13 protein-coding genes and 2 pseudogenes are annotated in these 15,928 nt (G+C 68.6%); 4 read left to right on the top strand and 11 right to left on the bottom strand.

The features are described 5' to 3' along the window. Positions 1–15: 15 nt before the first annotated feature. The 10 genes and pseudogenes from eccE to U8D42_RS22885 form a co-directional block, all read right to left on the bottom strand. Complete coding sequence (eccE, locus tag U8D42_RS22930; protein ID WP_090419166.1) at positions 16–1,575, bottom strand: type VII secretion protein EccE; 1,560 nt, start codon at positions 1,573–1,575, stop codon at positions 16–18. Further along, positions 1,572–3,197, bottom strand: a complete 1,626-nt coding sequence (gene mycP, locus U8D42_RS22925) for a type VII secretion-associated serine protease mycosin (protein WP_322858769.1) — start codon at positions 3,195–3,197, stop codon at positions 1,572–1,574. Before mycP ends, eccE begins: the two co-directional genes overlap by 4 nt. 14 nt (positions 3,198–3,211) lie before the next feature. Further along, positions 3,212–4,741: a type VII secretion integral membrane protein EccD gene (gene eccD / locus U8D42_RS22920; RefSeq protein ID WP_085242716.1), complete on the bottom strand. Its 1,530-nt coding sequence runs from the start codon at positions 4,739–4,741 to the stop codon at positions 3,212–3,214. Beyond that, the gene (locus U8D42_RS22915; protein ID WP_322858127.1) at positions 4,738–5,763 is read right to left on the bottom strand and encodes a MinD/ParA family ATP-binding protein; all 1,026 of its coding nucleotides are present in this window, start codon (positions 5,761–5,763) and stop codon (positions 4,738–4,740) included. Before U8D42_RS22915 ends, eccD begins: the two co-directional genes overlap by 4 nt. Before the next feature lie 130 nt (positions 5,764–5,893). Further along, the gene (locus U8D42_RS22910; protein ID WP_322858128.1) at positions 5,894–6,724 is read right to left on the bottom strand and encodes an ESX secretion-associated protein EspG; all 831 of its coding nucleotides are present in this window, start codon (positions 6,722–6,724) and stop codon (positions 5,894–5,896) included. An 86-nt stretch (positions 6,725–6,810) separates the two neighbouring features. Beyond that, positions 6,811–7,098 carry a WXG100 family type VII secretion target gene (locus U8D42_RS22905; protein WP_067920541.1) on the bottom strand — a complete coding sequence of 96 codons (288 nt, stop codon included), beginning with the start codon at positions 7,096–7,098 and terminating at the stop codon, positions 6,811–6,813. 55 nt (positions 7,099–7,153) lie between these two features. Continuing rightward, the gene (locus tag U8D42_RS22900) at positions 7,154–7,516 is read right to left on the bottom strand and encodes a WXG100 family type VII secretion target (RefSeq protein ID WP_090419178.1); all 363 of its coding nucleotides are present in this window, start codon (positions 7,514–7,516) and stop codon (positions 7,154–7,156) included. A 58-nt stretch (positions 7,517–7,574) separates the two neighbouring features. Continuing rightward, positions 7,575–8,762 (bottom strand): PPE family protein, encoded by a 1,188-nt coding sequence (locus U8D42_RS22895; protein WP_322858129.1) that lies wholly within the window; start codon positions 8,760–8,762, stop codon positions 7,575–7,577. Positions 8,763–8,864: 102 nt separating this feature from the next. Continuing rightward, positions 8,865–9,095 (bottom strand): annotated as a pseudogene (locus U8D42_RS22890) (PE domain-containing protein); the annotation flags it as partial. 365 nt (positions 9,096–9,460) lie between these two features. Further along, positions 9,461–10,789, bottom strand: coding sequence for a sensor histidine kinase (locus U8D42_RS22885; RefSeq protein ID WP_322858770.1), 1,329 nt, complete (start codon positions 10,787–10,789; stop codon positions 9,461–9,463). Positions 10,790–11,016: 227 nt separating this feature from the next. Here U8D42_RS22885 and U8D42_RS22880 point away from each other — a divergent pair, with 227 nt between their 5' ends. From U8D42_RS22880 to U8D42_RS22865, 4 genes and pseudogenes are all read left to right on the top strand, one after another. Continuing rightward, positions 11,017–11,619, top strand: a complete 603-nt coding sequence (locus U8D42_RS22880) for a TetR/AcrR family transcriptional regulator (RefSeq protein WP_085242713.1) — start codon at positions 11,017–11,019, stop codon at positions 11,617–11,619. Positions 11,620–11,646: 27 nt separating this feature from the next. Continuing rightward, positions 11,647–12,858, top strand: a complete 1,212-nt coding sequence (locus U8D42_RS22875; protein WP_085242712.1) for an acyl-CoA dehydrogenase family protein — start codon at positions 11,647–11,649, stop codon at positions 12,856–12,858. 51 nt (positions 12,859–12,909) lie between these two features. After that, entirely contained in the window at positions 12,910–14,130 is a 1,221-nt protein-coding gene (locus tag U8D42_RS22870; RefSeq protein WP_322858130.1) for a GNAT family N-acetyltransferase, read from the top strand. Positions 14,131–14,151: 21 nt separating this feature from the next. After that, positions 14,152–14,592: pseudogene (locus U8D42_RS22865) on the top strand (FAD-dependent oxidoreductase); the annotation flags it as partial. Positions 14,593–14,613: 21 nt separating this feature from the next. Here the strand turns inward: U8D42_RS22865 and U8D42_RS22860 are convergent. Further along, positions 14,614–15,864 carry a cytochrome P450 gene (locus U8D42_RS22860; RefSeq protein ID WP_085242710.1) on the bottom strand — a complete coding sequence of 417 codons (1,251 nt, stop codon included), beginning with the start codon at positions 15,862–15,864 and terminating at the stop codon, positions 14,614–14,616. Between the last annotated feature and the right edge of the window lie 64 nt (positions 15,865–15,928).

Raw genomic sequence — 15,928 nt, 5'->3', positions numbered from 1 at the left:
AAACTCGTTGACGTCTTAGGTAATCGACATGGTGACCGGCTCGAGACTCACGTAGCGGTTCTCGGCGCGGAACATGTCCATCTCGACGAGCCAGTCCTTGCCCGCCGCGCTGACCCGCACCATTGCGGGGCCGACCTGTTCGATGATCACCTCGAAGTTGTGCCGGTGCCCTTCGGGCAGCCTGGTGCCCGAGGGCGCGATGGTGATCACGGTCGCGGGTCGGGGGGTGGGCGAGATCGGAGCGACGTGCTCCACGACGCTGACGGTGGTGCGCGGCGCGGGCCGTACGGTGCTGACGACGCTGATCTCGGGCATCCGCACGGTGGCCCAGCGCGTCGTGTCGCGGGTGTGCACGCAGACCCGCTCGCCGGCGCCGGCGGTGCGGATCACGATGCGCTTGGCGACCGGGTCGTCGGCGGCCACGAAAACCCTTGACAGCTCGCCGGCATCGGTGACGGGGATCATGAGCCGGTCGCCGTTGCTCAGCTTGCCGATCAGCACTCCCGACGGGCCGATCTCGGTGAGCAGGTGCTCGGGCAGCGGGCTCGGGTGCAGCGCCCGCAGGTGGGGCCGCGGTCCGCACATGTTGGCCGCGGCGGCGGCGGCCTGTTCCCCGTTGAGCCGTCGCAGGATCACGCTGGGCGGGGTGGGAGCCGGTGTGGGTGTGCGCACGGTGATGGTCGCGGTGCAGGTCGCGTCCGGGTACACGGTCACGTTCTGGATGACCTCGTCGACGCGCAGCGTCCACGCCTGCGACAGGACGCGCGAGTTGATCGCCTTGGCCGGGTACGCGTAGGTGGTCATCCAGCCGCCCTCGCCGCGGATGGCCTTCCATCTCTGCGTGTCCCCCTCGATCGCGTCACATCCCAGCCTGCGGTCGAGCTCCGAGAGGTCGGTGGCGTTGGCCACCCTGGCCCGCAGCCCCTGGCAGCGCAGCAGCCCCGCGATGCGCTGTGCCGCCGAAATGGCCGCGGCGCCAACGGTCGTGCGCCAGCGGAGCGCTTGCGTGTTGTCGATGATCGACACCCGCATGATCAACCAGGTTTCGCGCCGGCCCGCGTACGGCGGGGTGCCGATCTCCGAGTCATACACCCGCGGATAGTCGCCGATGGTGCCGTGCCGGGAGCCGAGTGAGACGACGCTGATCGAGTCGAGCGTCAAACCCAGCGCCTGGTGCATCATCGGCACCAATTCGACGACGTCGATGACGTTGTCGGTCTCCACGGTCACCGAACCGGTCACCGTGGTGGCCTGGTGCGCCCTGCCCAGCAACTGCACGGCCACCACCGCGACACCGTCCTGCACCCGGACGCCACCGCCGGATCGATTGTTGGCCACGGTCAGTGGAGCGTCCCACGTGATCGGGCGGCGGCCGCGGCGCCACAACACCAGCCATGACCACGCGGGCTGGCCCCACCACCGGACGAACACCACGGCGATGCCGATCACCACGGCGATCGCGGCGGCGATGTAGCCGCCCGCAGCCCAACTCGCCACCGCGAGCAGGAACACCACCCACACCCCGACGACCCGCCGGTTGCTGCCGCGGCTGAACCCGGTCAGCGTGGGCCTCACCGCGTCCTCCTGAGCCGCGCCGCGATGGCGGCCACGAGCACGCCGGCGGCCACCGCCCCGACGAACCCGATCGCGATGTTGCGGGCCCGGTGGTCCGGCGGCGGGGGTGGCGGGGCGGGCCTGATGACCCGGGTTTGCGCGCCGGGGGGCATCCGGTCACCCGGCGGGATGTTGAACGTCAGCGCCGCAACCGGATCGACCAACCCGTAGCCGACTTTGTTGTCGACTCCCGCGGGCGGATTGTGCGCTGACTGCACGATCCGGTTGATCACCTGGTGCGCGCTGAGGTCCGGGAATTTCGCCCGCACCAGGGCCGCCACGCCGCTGACGTAGGCGGCCGAGAAGCTGGTGCCCCAGAACGGCATGTTCTTTTCGCCCGGCCTCGACGGCGGGTAGGCGTTGACCGGCCCGCCCCCTTGCGGGGAGAGACCCATGATGTGGGTGCCCGGCGCCGCGACACCCACCCAGGGGCCGGTCATGCTCTTGTCGAGCGCGGCGCCCGTGGCATCGACCGCGCCGACCGACAGGACGTAGTCGGAAAACCATGACGGTGAGGAGACGACCTTGACCTGATGCCAGTCCCGGGGATCCGACGGATCCAGCGGGTCGTACATCGGGTTGTTGTTGCAGCCGGCTTCCCCGTCGTTTCCGGCGGCGGCCACGACCACCGCGTCCTTGACCGTGGCGGCGTACCACAGCGCCGCGCCCAGTGCGCGTTGGTCGGCGGGCGCCGACGCCGGCAGGCAGGCGGTGACCGAGATGTTGATGACCTTCGCGCCCATGTTGGCCGCGTGGACCACCGCGCGGGCGACCGTGTTGAGTGTGCCGGCCTTGACCTTCTCGTCGGAGTTGGGGTCCCCCGGCCCTGGATTGACCGGCTCAAAGGCCCTGGACGACTGGCGGATTGAAATGATGGTCGCGTTCGGGGCGACCCCGACCACCCCGTCGGGCGCTCCCGGCGGTAGCGGGGGCACCGCGGGTTCGTCCTCGGTCTGCGGATCCGCCGGCCCGTTGGAGGCGGCGGTGGCCCCCCCGCCCTCGGGGGGCGGCGGCGGGGGCGGCGGCGGAATCACCTGGGTGATCGTCACCGGCGGGGGCGGTGGCGGGGGCGCCACCGGCGGCGGCACCTCCACGGGTGGCGGCGGCGCGCCGATGGCCGGTGGCGGTCCGGCCGGCGGAGGGAAAGCCGGCGTCGAGGGCATCGGCCGTGGCATGGGCAGAACCCCTTGCGGCGCAGCGGCGATGATCGAGCCGACGATCGTGCCGTGCGCGTCGCAGTCGGACAGGCCGTCCTCGCCCATGATGTAGTCGCCGCCGGGCACGGCGGGCAGCCGCGGGTTGGGTGAAATACCGGTGTCGATCACCGCCACCGGTACCCCGTTGCCGGTGCTGTATTGCCATGCCTTGCTGATGTTGAGCAGGTTGAAGCCCGGGGCCAGCTGCGCCACGTCGGGGTTGCGCACGGTGATCGGCGTCGAGCAGCTGTTGGCGCGGCGCATCGGTTGGTCCGATCGGGGCGGTCCATCCGGCGGCACCAATCCCGGATCCACCTGCGGCGGCGTGATGGCTTGGGCGGCAGGGACATTCGCAGCCAGCGCGACGAGGGTGACGGCCGCGGTCATCGCCGCGACCCGTTTCAGTGGCGAATCCACGTGAAGAGCCCTCCCAGGGCCGCCGCCGCCGGCAGCAAGACGATGAACGCCAACACCTCCACCCATTCCACGGTCAGCCGGATGAACGGCCGGAACCGCACCGTGGGCACCAGCAGTGCCGCGGCCAAACCGCATGCGGCGAAGGCGGCGATGGCTACCGCGGGCCACAGCAGGCCGCTTGCAACGTCTTTCGGCTCGGCGAGAGCGTATTTGAGCACTCCCGCGCATACCGCGGCCGAGGCGCCGCAGGCGAGCGCGACGGCCTGATACTTGGCGGCGAATCCGCGGCCCTGGGTGATGAAGATGCCCACCACCAGCCCGGCCACCACCAGCGCCAACCAGGCCCACGTACGTCCGGGCGCCAGCACTCCCCACACGGCGGCGGGCAAGACGATCGACACCCCGACGCATACCCCGACCTGGACCGCGTTGACCAGCCGGGCCGATGCGGCGATCGCCGCGCCGCGCGCCGTGATGTCGGTCAATTCGTTGTCCTCGTCCTCGGACTCGTCCTCGCTGACCGGGGAGACGGTGTCGACGGGCATCCCCTCGCGACGCGCGAACAGGTCGCGCCCGGTGATCGATCCGAAGTGCGGCGGCCGCACCCGCGCCACCCACAACGCGATCAGCGGGGTCATCCTGACCAGGATCAACAGTCCGACCAGCACGCAGATGGCCAGGACCTGCGGCGAGGCCGGCCGGAACATCCGGACGACGGCGACCGCGGCGAGGATGCCGCACACCGTCACCACCGCCGTGACGACCGCGGTCTGCCAGCGCTTGCGCGTCGTCACACCGATGGCGATGGCCCCCAAAATCACGATCACCAGGCCGATCACCGCGTGGGCCGCGCCGAGCGAACCCGGCGGCGCGCAGGCGCCCGCCACCGCCAGCAACACGACGGCCAGCCAGCCGAACCCGCTGAACATGTCGCGCCGCTCGCGCCAACCCCACCAGACGACGAAGGTCGCGACCGTCAGCAGGATCCCGACGGCGCCGGCCACCGCCGCCGGGACCGGGCCGTCGGTGAACGTCCGCGCGCGCAGCGTGAGGGCCACGATCACCGCGGCCGCCATCGCGATGATGGCGATTGCGGTGTGGGCGGCCGTCAGGGGCGTCACCGGGGCGAACATCCGGTCGCCCCCGTCCCGCCCCAGCCACTTGCCCATGGCCGCCAAGCCGGTCGACAGCGACTCATACTGCGGTTCGAAGGACTCGCCGGCTACCCGGGGCACCAGCACCAGGGTGTCGCCGTCCTGCACGCCCAGCTCGTCCAGGCTCTTGTTGATGTCGAGCCGGACGCCGTTGATCTTGTGCAGTTCGTAGCTGCCCGCCGGCAGCGTAATGCCGTCAAATCCTTTGCGCTTCAGGTCGGCGTCGAAAAGCTCGACCATTCCCTCGAAGAATCCCTCCACCGGAATTCCGGCGGGGAACACTTGCGAGCACAGATGCTTCTCGTAGGAAATATTGACCGCACAGCGCGCCGGGAAGGCGACCTTATGCGCTGATGTCACGGCGCCGTCCGCTCCGCATCCGGAATGTATTTGTCGGCCAAGCCGGCGGTGATTTCAAAAAGCCGCAACCGCGTCTTTTTCTTCAATTCATGAACCGTGTCGATGAGCCCGCCTTTGGCCAAGTGCGGATCGAACGGCATCTCTTCGACGGTCGCGCCGACTTTGCTGAACCGCTCGGTCAGGTAAGCCAGCGCATCCTTGTCGGTGATCTGGTCGGTGTGGTTGATGATCACGGTGCTGCGCGAGACCAGCTCGTGGTAGCCCTGCGACCTCAGGTAGTCCACGGCCCGCAGCACCGGCCGCGACCGGTCCGCGGTGATGCCGGAGACGAACACCAGGGTGTCGGTGTTCTCCAGGACCGGCTTCATCACCTCGTGCTCCAAATCCGGCGACGTGTCGACGATCATCACCGTGTGGGTTCGCCGCAGCCTCGACAGGACGCCGGAGAACATCGCCGGCACCAGCGGGCGGGGCTGATCCGACGTGCGGTTTCCGGCCAACACGTCGAGGCCTATCGGGTTCTGCCCCAAGTGTTCACGGATGTCCGCGTAACCCTGGACGTCGGTGTCGTTGATGATGGCGGTGTAGTCGCCCGGCGGCGACTCGTCGATGCGGTCGGCCAGCGTGCCGAAACCCGGGACCGCGTCGATCGCAATCACGTTCTGCGGGCGGCACTCTCGGAACACCCCGCCGATGCAGGCGACCATCGTCGAAACGCCGACCCCGCCCTTGCCGGAGACGACCGTGATGACGTACTGCCGCCGGATATGCCGTCGGATGCGGTTCTGCAAGTCCCGGTAGTGCCGCTCGCTGGGCGATTCTCCGGGGTTAATTTTTTTAAAAGAGATGACGTAGATGAATTTCCGCCAACCGGAGCCCGGAGGAATCTTTCGAGGCGCGGCCAGATCGGTAATGCGCATGGTGTCGGATACCGAATCCGGGAAGTTGCGGCCCCCTGACGGTTCCCCCCGTCTGAGCGCCCCTTCGTCCGGCATATTCGGGTTATTCCAAGGGCTCGTCACGTCGCGATGCTAACACGCTTGGCGATACCGCGTTTACCGATCAACAAACCCCTACAAGTGCGTAAGCGCTTGCTATTCCACGGCATTGGTTAACCGACTTATCTTGGGTCAGTTGAGAATCCGGCTCCGGTCAGACCACGCGCCGATACGAGTACCACTCCTCACCGGCGGGCAGCCGGCGGATGAGCCGCTGCACCGCGCCACTGATGTCGCTGCGCGACCCCGGCGAGACGATCTGATAGCGCCGCTGCCCCGAAGTCACGTTCTCCACGCAGACGCGGCCCGCCGGGGTGTCGATGATGGACACGGTCGAATCGCCGACGGCGATCCGCGCCATCTCGTCCGGTCCCACCCCGGCCTGCAGGCCCACGATGGCCGCGTGCGCGGAACGCGCCGGATCGGCCGCCATCATGACGATCTGGAGCTGGTCGACGTCGAGGTTCTGACTGAGCAGAAACGTCCGCAAGCTGGCGGCGTCGCGCACCGAGGCGAGCAACTGCTCGGTGTCCAAGGTGACCGGCTTCAGCGGCGCCACCTCGGCCACCCCGCACAGCCGCTCGACCTGGCCGACCACCAGATCACTGGCCCCGTTCTCGTTGCTGGCGGTGCCGGCTGGGTAGAGACGGACCAGGTCACCGTGGCGTTCCAAAACCACCCACCAGGAGGCGAATCGGCAAATGGACGCGCGAGTGGCCTCGCGGCCCGGGACCGAGATGGTCACCAGCAGCCCCAGGTCCCGCCGCAACAACACGGTCAGCCACTCGCGGATCATCGGGTCGACGTTGCCGGCGTCGTCGAGGGCGCCGGCGGCCTTCAGCTCCGCCGCCACCGGGTGGCGCAGCGCCCGCTCGGGGGTGTCGAGCCGCGGGAGTAGCGGGCGCAAGCCGAGCTCGGGGCAGGTCTGCTCCACCCCGGTGACCGCCTGCAGCACCCACAAGCCGTCGACCGTCGTTGTCAGCATGTCTCTCCCCTCGGTGGCAGGACACCAGAGGTGGGGCACACACGCTCGGGCGCGCCTGCCCCACCTTCACTGGCCCTCGGCCGGAGTCAGAACAAGCCGGCGATGTGCTGGTCGGTGCTCAGGGCGCCGTCGAGCACGTGCGACGTCGTCTGCCCGTGCTGGCGGATCGTGTCGATGAGGCCCTGCAGCCCCGACAGCATCTGCGCCTGCGCCTCGAAGAAGCCCGACGCCCCGTGCCCGGCGAAGAATTCCTGCAACGCGTTCGTCCGGTTCGAGGTGTCATCGAAAATGCCCTGCAGCTGTCCGGCGCGAGAAGCGACGTCGCTGGCGAAGTCGGCCACCGCTCCGGGGTTGTAAGTAATTGGATCAGACATTGTTAACTTCCTTTCAGAAAACCGGTTATGGAATCACAAATTAGGTGGGCGGGAGTCAGGATCCGCCGTGGCCGAACAGAGCGCTGAAAGCGTGTGAGGAATCAGCCTCGTGACCTTCCATCAGGGCCGCCGCCTGCTTGAGGCCCTCCGCCAGCCGGGTGCCGCCGTTCAGCACCTTGTTCAGGTCGTTTTGCACCTCGATGGCTGTCGCGTGCGACGCCACCACCGCGTCACCGGACCAGGTCGACGGGTTCATCACATTCTCCTGATTGGCCACATATCCCTGGCCGATCCCAATCGCATGTTCCATGTTCGCCTGAATGGCGTTGGAAGTATCGCGCAGCATTTGCGGTGTCACCTTGATTGTCACTGAATTCTCCTTCTCCGGTTGGCCGCCCCCCGTAAATGCCTGGGGCATGGAGCGAAGTGTATGGCGGCTATTTATACCTGTCGATTCACCCTTGGCCGGGCCGGCTTCACACTCTGGTGTCCACTACCCGCACGGTCGCGGGCTGTTCGGATTTGTCTCGGGATCCGCGCTCTCCTCCCGCCCCATGCCCCACCGGCATGCCGCCCATCGGTGTGCCGCCGCCGACCGTCGTGGTCTGCGGACGCATGGCCTCGGCGCCCAACGCCCCGCTCGGCCGCAACCCAACCGGCCTTCCGCTGCCGGCCGGTTCGAACGCACTGACGGGACGGGTGAAACTGGTCGCGGGCATGCCCGCACTGCCCAGCGAGGCGGCCCCGCCGCCGCCCGATGCGCCGACGGCCGACATCTCCGTTGCCGAGACCGCCGACACCCCCGGCGCCGCCCCGCCCATGGCGCCGGGATTGGCGAACATGCCCATCATCGACTGCAGCGGCTGCATCATCTGCATCGGCGCCTGCATCATCTGCATGGGCGCCTGCATCGCCTGCGGGACGGCCCCCATCATCGACTGCACCGGCTCCATGAACGAGCCCGCCTGACTCATGAAGTCCTGTCCGCCCGATGCGGCCTGACCGGCGCTCGAGGTGCCCTGCTGCGCTCCCTGCAGGGCAGAGCGCATGCCGTCGCCGGCCCCGACCTGCGCCGCCGCCTCGCCCACGGCCGCGGCCGCCTGCGCCGGTGCCGCCGGCGACGCGCCCATGGTCGCCACCGGTGGCGCAATGGCAAGGCTTTCGCTCAGCGACGTGAGGATCGCACCGTAGCTCGCCCCGACGGCCGAGTTGTTCGGCCACATCACCCCGAAATACTGGACGTCGAGCGACACGATTCGGGGGGTCAGGGCGCCCAGCACCAGCGGGTTGATCCCGTTGTCGACTCCCCACTCGTCGCGGTTGGCGATGCATTCGGGAGCGGGGCGCATCGTGCCGTACGCCATCTGGTACGCGGAGATCGCGGTGGCAACGACCGGCGGCTTCACATCGACCCAGCCGGCCAGCCCGTGCAGCGACGCGTTGAGCATCGTGACGTTGGCCACCGAAGCCGCCGAGCCGGCGCCCAGCCAGCTGGCTGATGTCGCAGCCGTGTTGATCGCAGACGCGATACCTGAGGCGTGGTGGGTGGCTGCCAGAGCCATCCAGGCGGCCTGGTTGGCCAGGTGAGTGACCACCCCGGCGCCGCCCTTGAGCAGTAGATCGTTTTCCTCAGGTGTACGCGCAGCCCACCCCGGATCGGCCATGCGTACTTTCCCCTTTTAGAGGCTGGTTGCCGCGGTCGCCAGCAGCGCCGCCTGGCGAGCGGCTTCCGTCGCGACGGTCGTGCCCGAGGCCAGTCCCTGCGCCCCGGCGAACAAGCCGCGCTGCGCTGCGTGTTCGGACACCACACCCAGGTAGCTGGCGCCGCAAGCGTTTAGCGCCGCCGCGAACATCGCCGAGTCCGGATCGCCGCCCATCGGCATCGCCCCGAGCAGAGCCGGCGCCGCCGCCGACGCCGCTGATTCCGTTTCGGCGCTGATGGCCGACTCCGCGCTTGCCGATGCCAGAACCGCCTCTGGCTGCATCGACATCGTCATGATTTCCCTCCGATTGCTCAGCGTCATAAAGACGGGCTTGGCGCATCAGTCTAGTGCGATCCGACGGTTCGCGTATTCACTCGCTCCTCCCGGGCTGCGCCCGGAAATTACGTGTTTGTTCTGGTCAGCCGTATTCCCGTTCCGGGTCATCCGTCAAACAACCTCCTGTGCCACTGCAGACACTGTGGTCACGGGTTCACGGGCGAAAGCTTCAGTGTGCGTGGGTCATGCAAATACCTGGCAGTTATGGCCAACGTAAACCGTGGTCGAACAAGGGATCTCCGCCGCGCATATTGTTGCCGATTCAAAGACGAATTGACCGGGCCTTGGCAGCAATTTTCCGCTGCGTTAATAGCGGCCGAAAGCTACGCCGGGCCGCGGCCGTCGCCGGCCAGATTGAGCAACAGCCGGGTGCCACCGAGCGGGCTGGTCTGCAACGCCGCTGTGCCGCCGTGCAATTCGGCCTGCTGGGCGACCAGGGCGAGCCCCAGACCGGAGCCCGAGCGCGACGCCGTCGACCCGCGGGTGAAGCGCTCGAAGACGGTGGCGCGCTCGGATTCCGGGACGCCGGTGCCGTCGTCGTCGATCGCGATCTGGACACCCTCGCTGGAGCTGCTCACGGTGAGCTGGATCTTGCCCGCGTTGCCGTGTTTGACCGCGTTGGCGATGGCGTTGTCGATCACCAGGCGCAACCCCGTGGGCAACCCGACCATCAATACGGTCGGCGACGGCACCAGTGACACCTCAACGTCGGGATAGATCCGCAGCGCGTCGTGGGCGGCGCGGTCCAGCAGCTCGGTGATGTCGAACGGCACGAAATCGTCGACGGTGGTGAGCTCGCCCTGCGCCAGCCGCTCCAGCGCCGTCAGCGTCGCCTCGATGCGGCTCTGGGTGCGGATCACATCGCCGATGACCTCCTGGCGCTGCTCGGGGGGCAGGTCCAGGGTGGACAACACCTCCAGGTTGGTGCGCATGGCCGTCAACGGGGTGCGCAGTTCGTGCGAGGCGACCGCGGCGAAGTCGCGGGCCGACTCGAGCGCGGCCTTGGTGCGCTGCTGTTCGTTACCAATGCGCGCGAGCATGCCCTCGACCGCCTCCGCGATCTCCACGGCTTCGCGCACCCCGCGGACCTGGACCTCATCGGGGCTGGACTGGGCGTTGATGGCGCGGGCCTGCTGGGCCAGCAGCAGGAACGGGTTCACCATGATCAGCGAGATCACCCAGCCGACCACCACGGTGCCGCCGATGACGCTGGCGCAGATCAGCAGCACCCGCAGGTGCAGCTCGTTGATCCTGTGCTGGGCCTCGGCCAGCGGCGCGGCCAGCGCGATCGAGGCGGGGCCCGCGGAGAAGGTGCGGACGCGGTACTGCACCCCGTCGATGGTGGTGTTCGCATACCCGTTGGGCAGCTTGGGCAGCACGAGGTTGCTTGGCACCGAGACCGTCTGGTCGCCGATGCGAGCGGTGCGCACCAGGTTGCCGTCCGGCATGGGTTGGTCGGGGCTGGCGTGCTGCACATTGTTGAGCAGCGAGTTGATGTCGCCCAGGCTGCTGACCGAGTCCAGCCGACGGTCGAGCTGGCTGTACTGGTCGTTGGTGACCCCCACCCACACCCAGGTGCCCAACAGGACGACGAGGGTGATGACCGACAGCGCGGCGACGACGACGATGGTGCGCAGCGACAACACCCGCATGGGCAGCTGCACGTGCGGTAACACGCGAATGTCACGCTCCTCTGTGCGGTTCGTGGCACCGGGCCGGCGACGCGCCGACCACCTGACCACCACCCTCACACCGATACCGGTTCGCCGCGTCCAGGCGCCGTGGCGTTTTGCAGAGAATCTAGCGCCCGGCGTTGAACTCCCGTCCCGGCGACCGGCAACATTTGGCCGCGGGGGAGGTGAGTGAGTACTCTCTCACCATGCTCGCCTCTGGACGCGATCGGCTGCTGGCCGCGGCGCTCAGGCTCTTCGCCGAGAAGGGCTACGCGGCGACGTCGGTGGCCGACATTCAGCGGGCCTCGGGCCTGGCGCCCGGATCGGGCGCGCTGTACAAGCACTTCGGGTCCAAACGCGAGCTGCTCGAGGCCGCGGTCGCGTACCGGATCGACAGCATCGTGGCGGCGCGGGAGGAATACGACGCCGGGCAGCCCGGCAGCGTCGAACAGGCGGTGCGCACCGCCGGCCAGCTGATCTGGAGCAACCTCAAGCAGAGCGAGGACCTGCTCAAGGTCATGCTGCGTGAGCCCGAGGAGCTCGGTGACCTGGACGAGAAGACCTGGCAGGTCATCACCGACAACGCCTACCAGCGGTTCGCCGACGAACTGGCGGCGTCGAATCGCGCCGGCCGCACCCGCATCCCGGACCCGGAGGCGGCCGCCGCCGTCGCGATCGGATCGTTGTCCTACGCCGCGACGTTGCAGGCGCTGACCGGCCGGTTGCCCGGCAACATCGACGAGGAGCGCTACTTCGAGGCGTGGGTCAGCCAGACCGTCAGTGTCCTCTCGCAATACGGAACACGTTGAACAACACAACCTTTCAGGAGTAGAACCGTGAGTTTTTCGTTGCAGCTGACCGACGACGTCATCGAGGTGCGCGACTGGGTGCACAAGTTCGCCGCCGACGTCATCCGCCCCGCCGCGTCCGAATGGGATGAACGGGAGGAGACCCCCTGGCCGGTGATCGCCGAGGCCGCGAAGGTGGGCCTGTACTCCCCCGACTTCTTCGCGCAGCAGGCGGCCGAGCCCACGGGCCTGGGCATGCTGACCGCCTTCGAGGAGATGTTCTGGGGCGATGCGGGCATCGCGCTGTCCATCATGGGCACCGGGTTGGCCGCTGCGGCCTTGGCGGGCAACGGAACTCCCGAACAGCTCGGTCGCTGGCTGCCCGAGATGTTCGGCACCGCCGACGAGCCCAAGCTGGGCGCGTTCTGCTCATCCGAGCCCGACGCCGGGTCCGATGTGGGCGCGATCCGCACCCGGGCGCGCTACGACGAGGCCACCCGGGAATGGGTGCTCAACGGCACCAAGACGTGGGCCACCAACGGTGGCATCGCCAACGTGCACATCGTGGTCGCGTCGGTCTATCCCGAGCTCGGGACCCGCGGGCAGGCCACGTTCGTCGTGCCGGCGGGTGTCAGCGGGCTGGCGCAGGGCCAGAAATTCAAGAAGCACGGGATTCGCGCCTCCCACACCGCCGAGGTGGTGCTGGACAACGTGCGCCTGCCCGAGGACCACATCCTCGGCGGCCGCGAGAAGTTCGAGGCGCGAATCGCCCGCGTCAAGTCGGGCGCCTCCGCGCGGAGTCAGGCGGCGATGAAGACCTTCGAGCGCACCCGCCCCACGGTCGGGGCGATGGCCGTCGGTGTCGCGCGTGCCGCCTACGAGTACGCCCTCGACTATGCCTGCCAGCGTGAGCAATTCGGCCGCAAGATCGGTGAGTTTCAAGCCGTGGCGTTCAAGTTGGCGGACATGAGGAGCCGCATCGACGCCGCCCGTCTGTTGGTGTGGCGGGCCGGGTGGATGGCGCGCAACAACCAGTCCTTCGACGCGGCCGAGGGGTCGATGGCCAAACTGGTGGCCAGCGAGACGGCCGTCTATGTCACCGACGAGGCGATCCAGATCCTGGGTGGCAACGGCTACACCCGCGACTATCCCGTGGAGCGCATGCACCGCGACGCCAAGATCTTCACCATCTTCGAGGGCACCAGCGAGATCCAGCGCCTGGTGATCTCGCGGGCGCTGACCGGCTTGCAGATTCGCTAGCGGCCGCATCCCGCGGCCCACCTCCCGGCGGGCACCAGACATGATGGCCGGATGACCACCGAGATCCGGACGCTCGACAGCGAGGATGACCTGCTCGCCGCCGCCAACGTGTTCCGCGTTGCGATGATCGGCTTCCCGCCGCTGCCGGACCTGCCGCCCGGGCAGATCGCCAAGTTGCTCGAACCCGGCCGCACCGTCGGGGCGTTCGTCGGCGGCCAAATCGTCGGCACCGCGGACGCCGTGACCAGCCGAATGACGCTTCCGGGCGGGGCGATGGTGGGGCACGCCGCCGTCACGCACATCGGGGTGCTGCCCTCCTTCACCCGGCAAGGTGTCGCCACGGAGCTGATTCGTCATCAGTTGCGCGACATCGCCGCCCGCGGCGAAGTGGTGGCGTCGTTGCGGGCGTCGGAGGCCACGATCTACGGCCGGTACGGCTACGGCGTCGCCAGCTCGTCGCAGACGGTGGAGGTGCACACGGCGCGCGCCGCGCTGCGCCGCGACGTCGCCGCCGGCGGCCCGGTGCGGTTGGTCGACGCCGCACACGCCTGGGAGCTGCTGCCCGGCATCTATGCCCGGAATCGCCCGTCGCGTCCGGGAACGATCGACCGGCCGGAGCCGTGGTGGGAGAGCCTGCGCCTGCGCACCGAACACTCGCCCGGCCCTGTGTATTTCGCGGTCCACGGCGAGCCGGGGTCCGAATCGGGTTTCGCGCGCTACCGACCCGTCGACACCGAACGGTGGTTCGTCAGCGACCAGCGCACCATCGCGGTGGAGGATTTCTTCGCACCCACCGCGGAGGCCTATCTCGGATTGCTGCGCTTCCTGCTGGAGTTGGATCTCATTGACCGGGTGGTGTTTTGGATGTTGCCGATGGACGACCCGCTGCCCTGGTTGCTGGCCGACCGGCGGGCGGCCCGGGTCACCGCGGTGCACGACGAGACCTGGCTGCGTGTCGTGGACGTGGCACGGGCGCTGGATGCGCGCCACTACTGCGGCGGCGACGGAGACGTCACCGTTGCGGTCAACGACGCCTTGCTGCCGGCCAATTCGGCCCGCTTCACGGTCAGCGGGGGCGGTGCCGAACCGACCGGACGCCGAGCCGACGTCGAAGTCGACGTCGACGGGCTGGCCGCCGTCCTGCTCGGCGGAACGACGTGGCGCGACCTTGCCGTCGCGGGCCTGGCCCGGGCCGAGGACCCGTCTGCGATCGCCACCGCGGACCGGCTGTTCGCCGTGCCGGACGCGCCACATGCCGGGTTCTTCTTCTAGGCGCGTGGGTATGCCGACCGCGTGATCGTGATCGTCGGCGTCGGGGTGTGTGGGCTCGCCGCCGCCGATGAGCTGGCGCGGCGCGGGGAGTCCGCCATCGTGCTGGAGCGCGGCAGGCCGTTCGGCGAGCAGTCCGCGGGCCGGGCGCGTATCTTCCGGACCGCGCACCGACGCGCGGCGTTGTGCCGGCTCGCCCTACGCGCCCGGGCCGGCTGGCAGCGCTGGGAGGCCGAACTCGGCGTGGGCCGGCTGCTGGGGCCGGAGGGGTTCATCGCCGCCGGCCCCGGCGACGAGGTCGCGGCGGCGATGACGCAGGCCGGCGCCGTGCTGCACGGCGATCGGGTGTTGGTCTGCGCGGGGGCGCGGACGCCCGCGCTTTTCGGTCCGCTCGGCGTCGACTTCGCCCCGCACACCCGGTTCACCTACGCGGGCGCCGACGCGACCGGCGCGGCCTGCCTGGCCATTACCTGAGTCGGCCGGAATTCACTTCAGCGAGTAGCGGATCGGCAGGTGTTTGAGGCCACCGACGAACGTTGTGGCCATCAGCTCCGGCGCACCGGCCAGCTCGATCGACTTGATCCGCGGGACGAGCTCGGAGAAGAAGCTGTTGATCTCCATCCGTGCCAGCGCGGCGCCCAGGCAGAAGTGCACCCCGTAGCCGAACGACAAGTGCTTGTTGGGATCGCGCGCGACGTCGAAGCGGAACGGGTCGGTGAACACGTCCTCGTCACGGTTGGCCGAAACGTAGGACAGCAACACCGATTCGCCCTTCGCGATCGGCACCCCGCGCACCTCGGTGTCGGCCTGCGCCGTCCGCATGAACTCCTTGACCGGCACCACCCAGCGGATCATCTCCTCGACCGCGGTGCCCATCAGCCCCATGTCCTTCTGCAGCCGCGCCAGCTCACCGGGGTTTTCCAGCAGCGCCAGCATGCCACCCGCGATGCCCGCGCTGGTGGTGTCGTGGCCCGCGCTGGCCACGATCACGTAGTACGACGCGGTGTCCATGTCCGACAACGGTTCGCCGTTGATCGTGGCGTTGGCGATCGCCGAGGCCAGGTCCTCGGTCGGGTGCTCGCGGCGCGACGCAGTCAGCGCGGCGAAGTAGTTGAAGAAGTCCAGCAGCACGGCCAGCATGTCCTCGGTGGTGGCGCCCCGCTGGAACTCGGTGTCATCACCGCCGAACATCTCCTGCGTGAGCTTGAGCATGCGCGGGAAGTCGGACTCCGGCAGCCCGAGCAGTGACAGGATCACATACAGCGGGTAGTTGACCGCGACCTCCTGGACGAAGTCGCACTCGGGTCCCGCCTCGACCATCTTGTCGACGTAGATCTTGGCCAGCTCGTCGACGCGACACTTCAACTCCCGCATCACCTTCGGCCTGAACCAGTCGGCGCCGATCTTTCGCATGTCGCGGTGGTGCGGGTCGTCCATGTGGATCAGCGTGCGCAGGCCAATGCCGGCCTCCATCTGGGCGTGCAGCACGTCTTCGCCCTCCGAGACCATCAACAGCGGCCGCGGATCGTTGGTGAACAGGTCATTCTGGCGTTCGATGTCCATCACGTCGGTGTGCTTGGTGATCGCCCAAAACGGTTTGTAGCCTTCGGCTTCCACCCAGGAGACCGGCGCGTGAGCCCGGAGGTAGGTCAGCGCCTCGTGTAACCGCTTCTCGTCGGCGTAAGCCGATGGATCGGCCAGAACCCGCGCGGCCTCGTCCATGATTCGGGTGCTCATACGGTTCTCCTACGGTGCGGTTGCCGATTGTGGGGTGCCGGCCTCTCCGGGCTGGAGATGCTCG

Source organism: Mycobacterium europaeum (assembly GCF_034555895.2).
In the GTDB taxonomy this organism is placed as follows: Bacteria; Actinomycetota; Actinomycetes; order Mycobacteriales; family Mycobacteriaceae; genus Mycobacterium; species Mycobacterium europaeum.
The sequence above is the reverse complement of the archived record's forward strand: the minus strand, read 5'-3'. Positions and strand labels throughout refer to the sequence as shown.

Excerpts from the sequence above, each read along its gene's own strand:
- U8D42_RS22910 (WP_322858128.1), bottom strand. The coding sequence starts at position 6,724 with ATGCTGACAACGACGGTCGACGGCTTGTGGGTGCTGCAGGCGGTCACC.
- mycP (WP_322858769.1), bottom strand. The coding sequence starts at position 3,197 with ATGACCGCGGCCGTCACCCTCGTCGCGCTGGCTGCGAATGTCCCTGCC.
- U8D42_RS22900 (WP_090419178.1), bottom strand. The coding sequence starts at position 7,516 with ATGCCCCAGGCATTTACGGGGGGCGGCCAACCGGAGAAGGAGAATTCA.
- U8D42_RS22905 (WP_067920541.1), bottom strand. The coding sequence starts at position 7,098 with ATGTCTGATCCAATTACTTACAACCCCGGAGCGGTGGCCGACTTCGCC.
- U8D42_RS22885 (WP_322858770.1), bottom strand. The coding sequence starts at position 10,789 with ATGCGGGTGTTGTCGCTGCGCACCATCGTCGTCGTCGCCGCGCTGTCG.
- U8D42_RS22870 (WP_322858130.1), top strand. The coding sequence starts at position 12,910 with ATGACCACCGAGATCCGGACGCTCGACAGCGAGGATGACCTGCTCGCC.
- U8D42_RS22880 (WP_085242713.1), top strand. The coding sequence starts at position 11,017 with ATGCTCGCCTCTGGACGCGATCGGCTGCTGGCCGCGGCGCTCAGGCTC.
- U8D42_RS22895 (WP_322858129.1), bottom strand. The coding sequence starts at position 8,762 with ATGGCCGATCCGGGGTGGGCTGCGCGTACACCTGAGGAAAACGATCTA.
- U8D42_RS22860 (WP_085242710.1), bottom strand. The coding sequence starts at position 15,864 with ATGAGCACCCGAATCATGGACGAGGCCGCGCGGGTTCTGGCCGATCCA.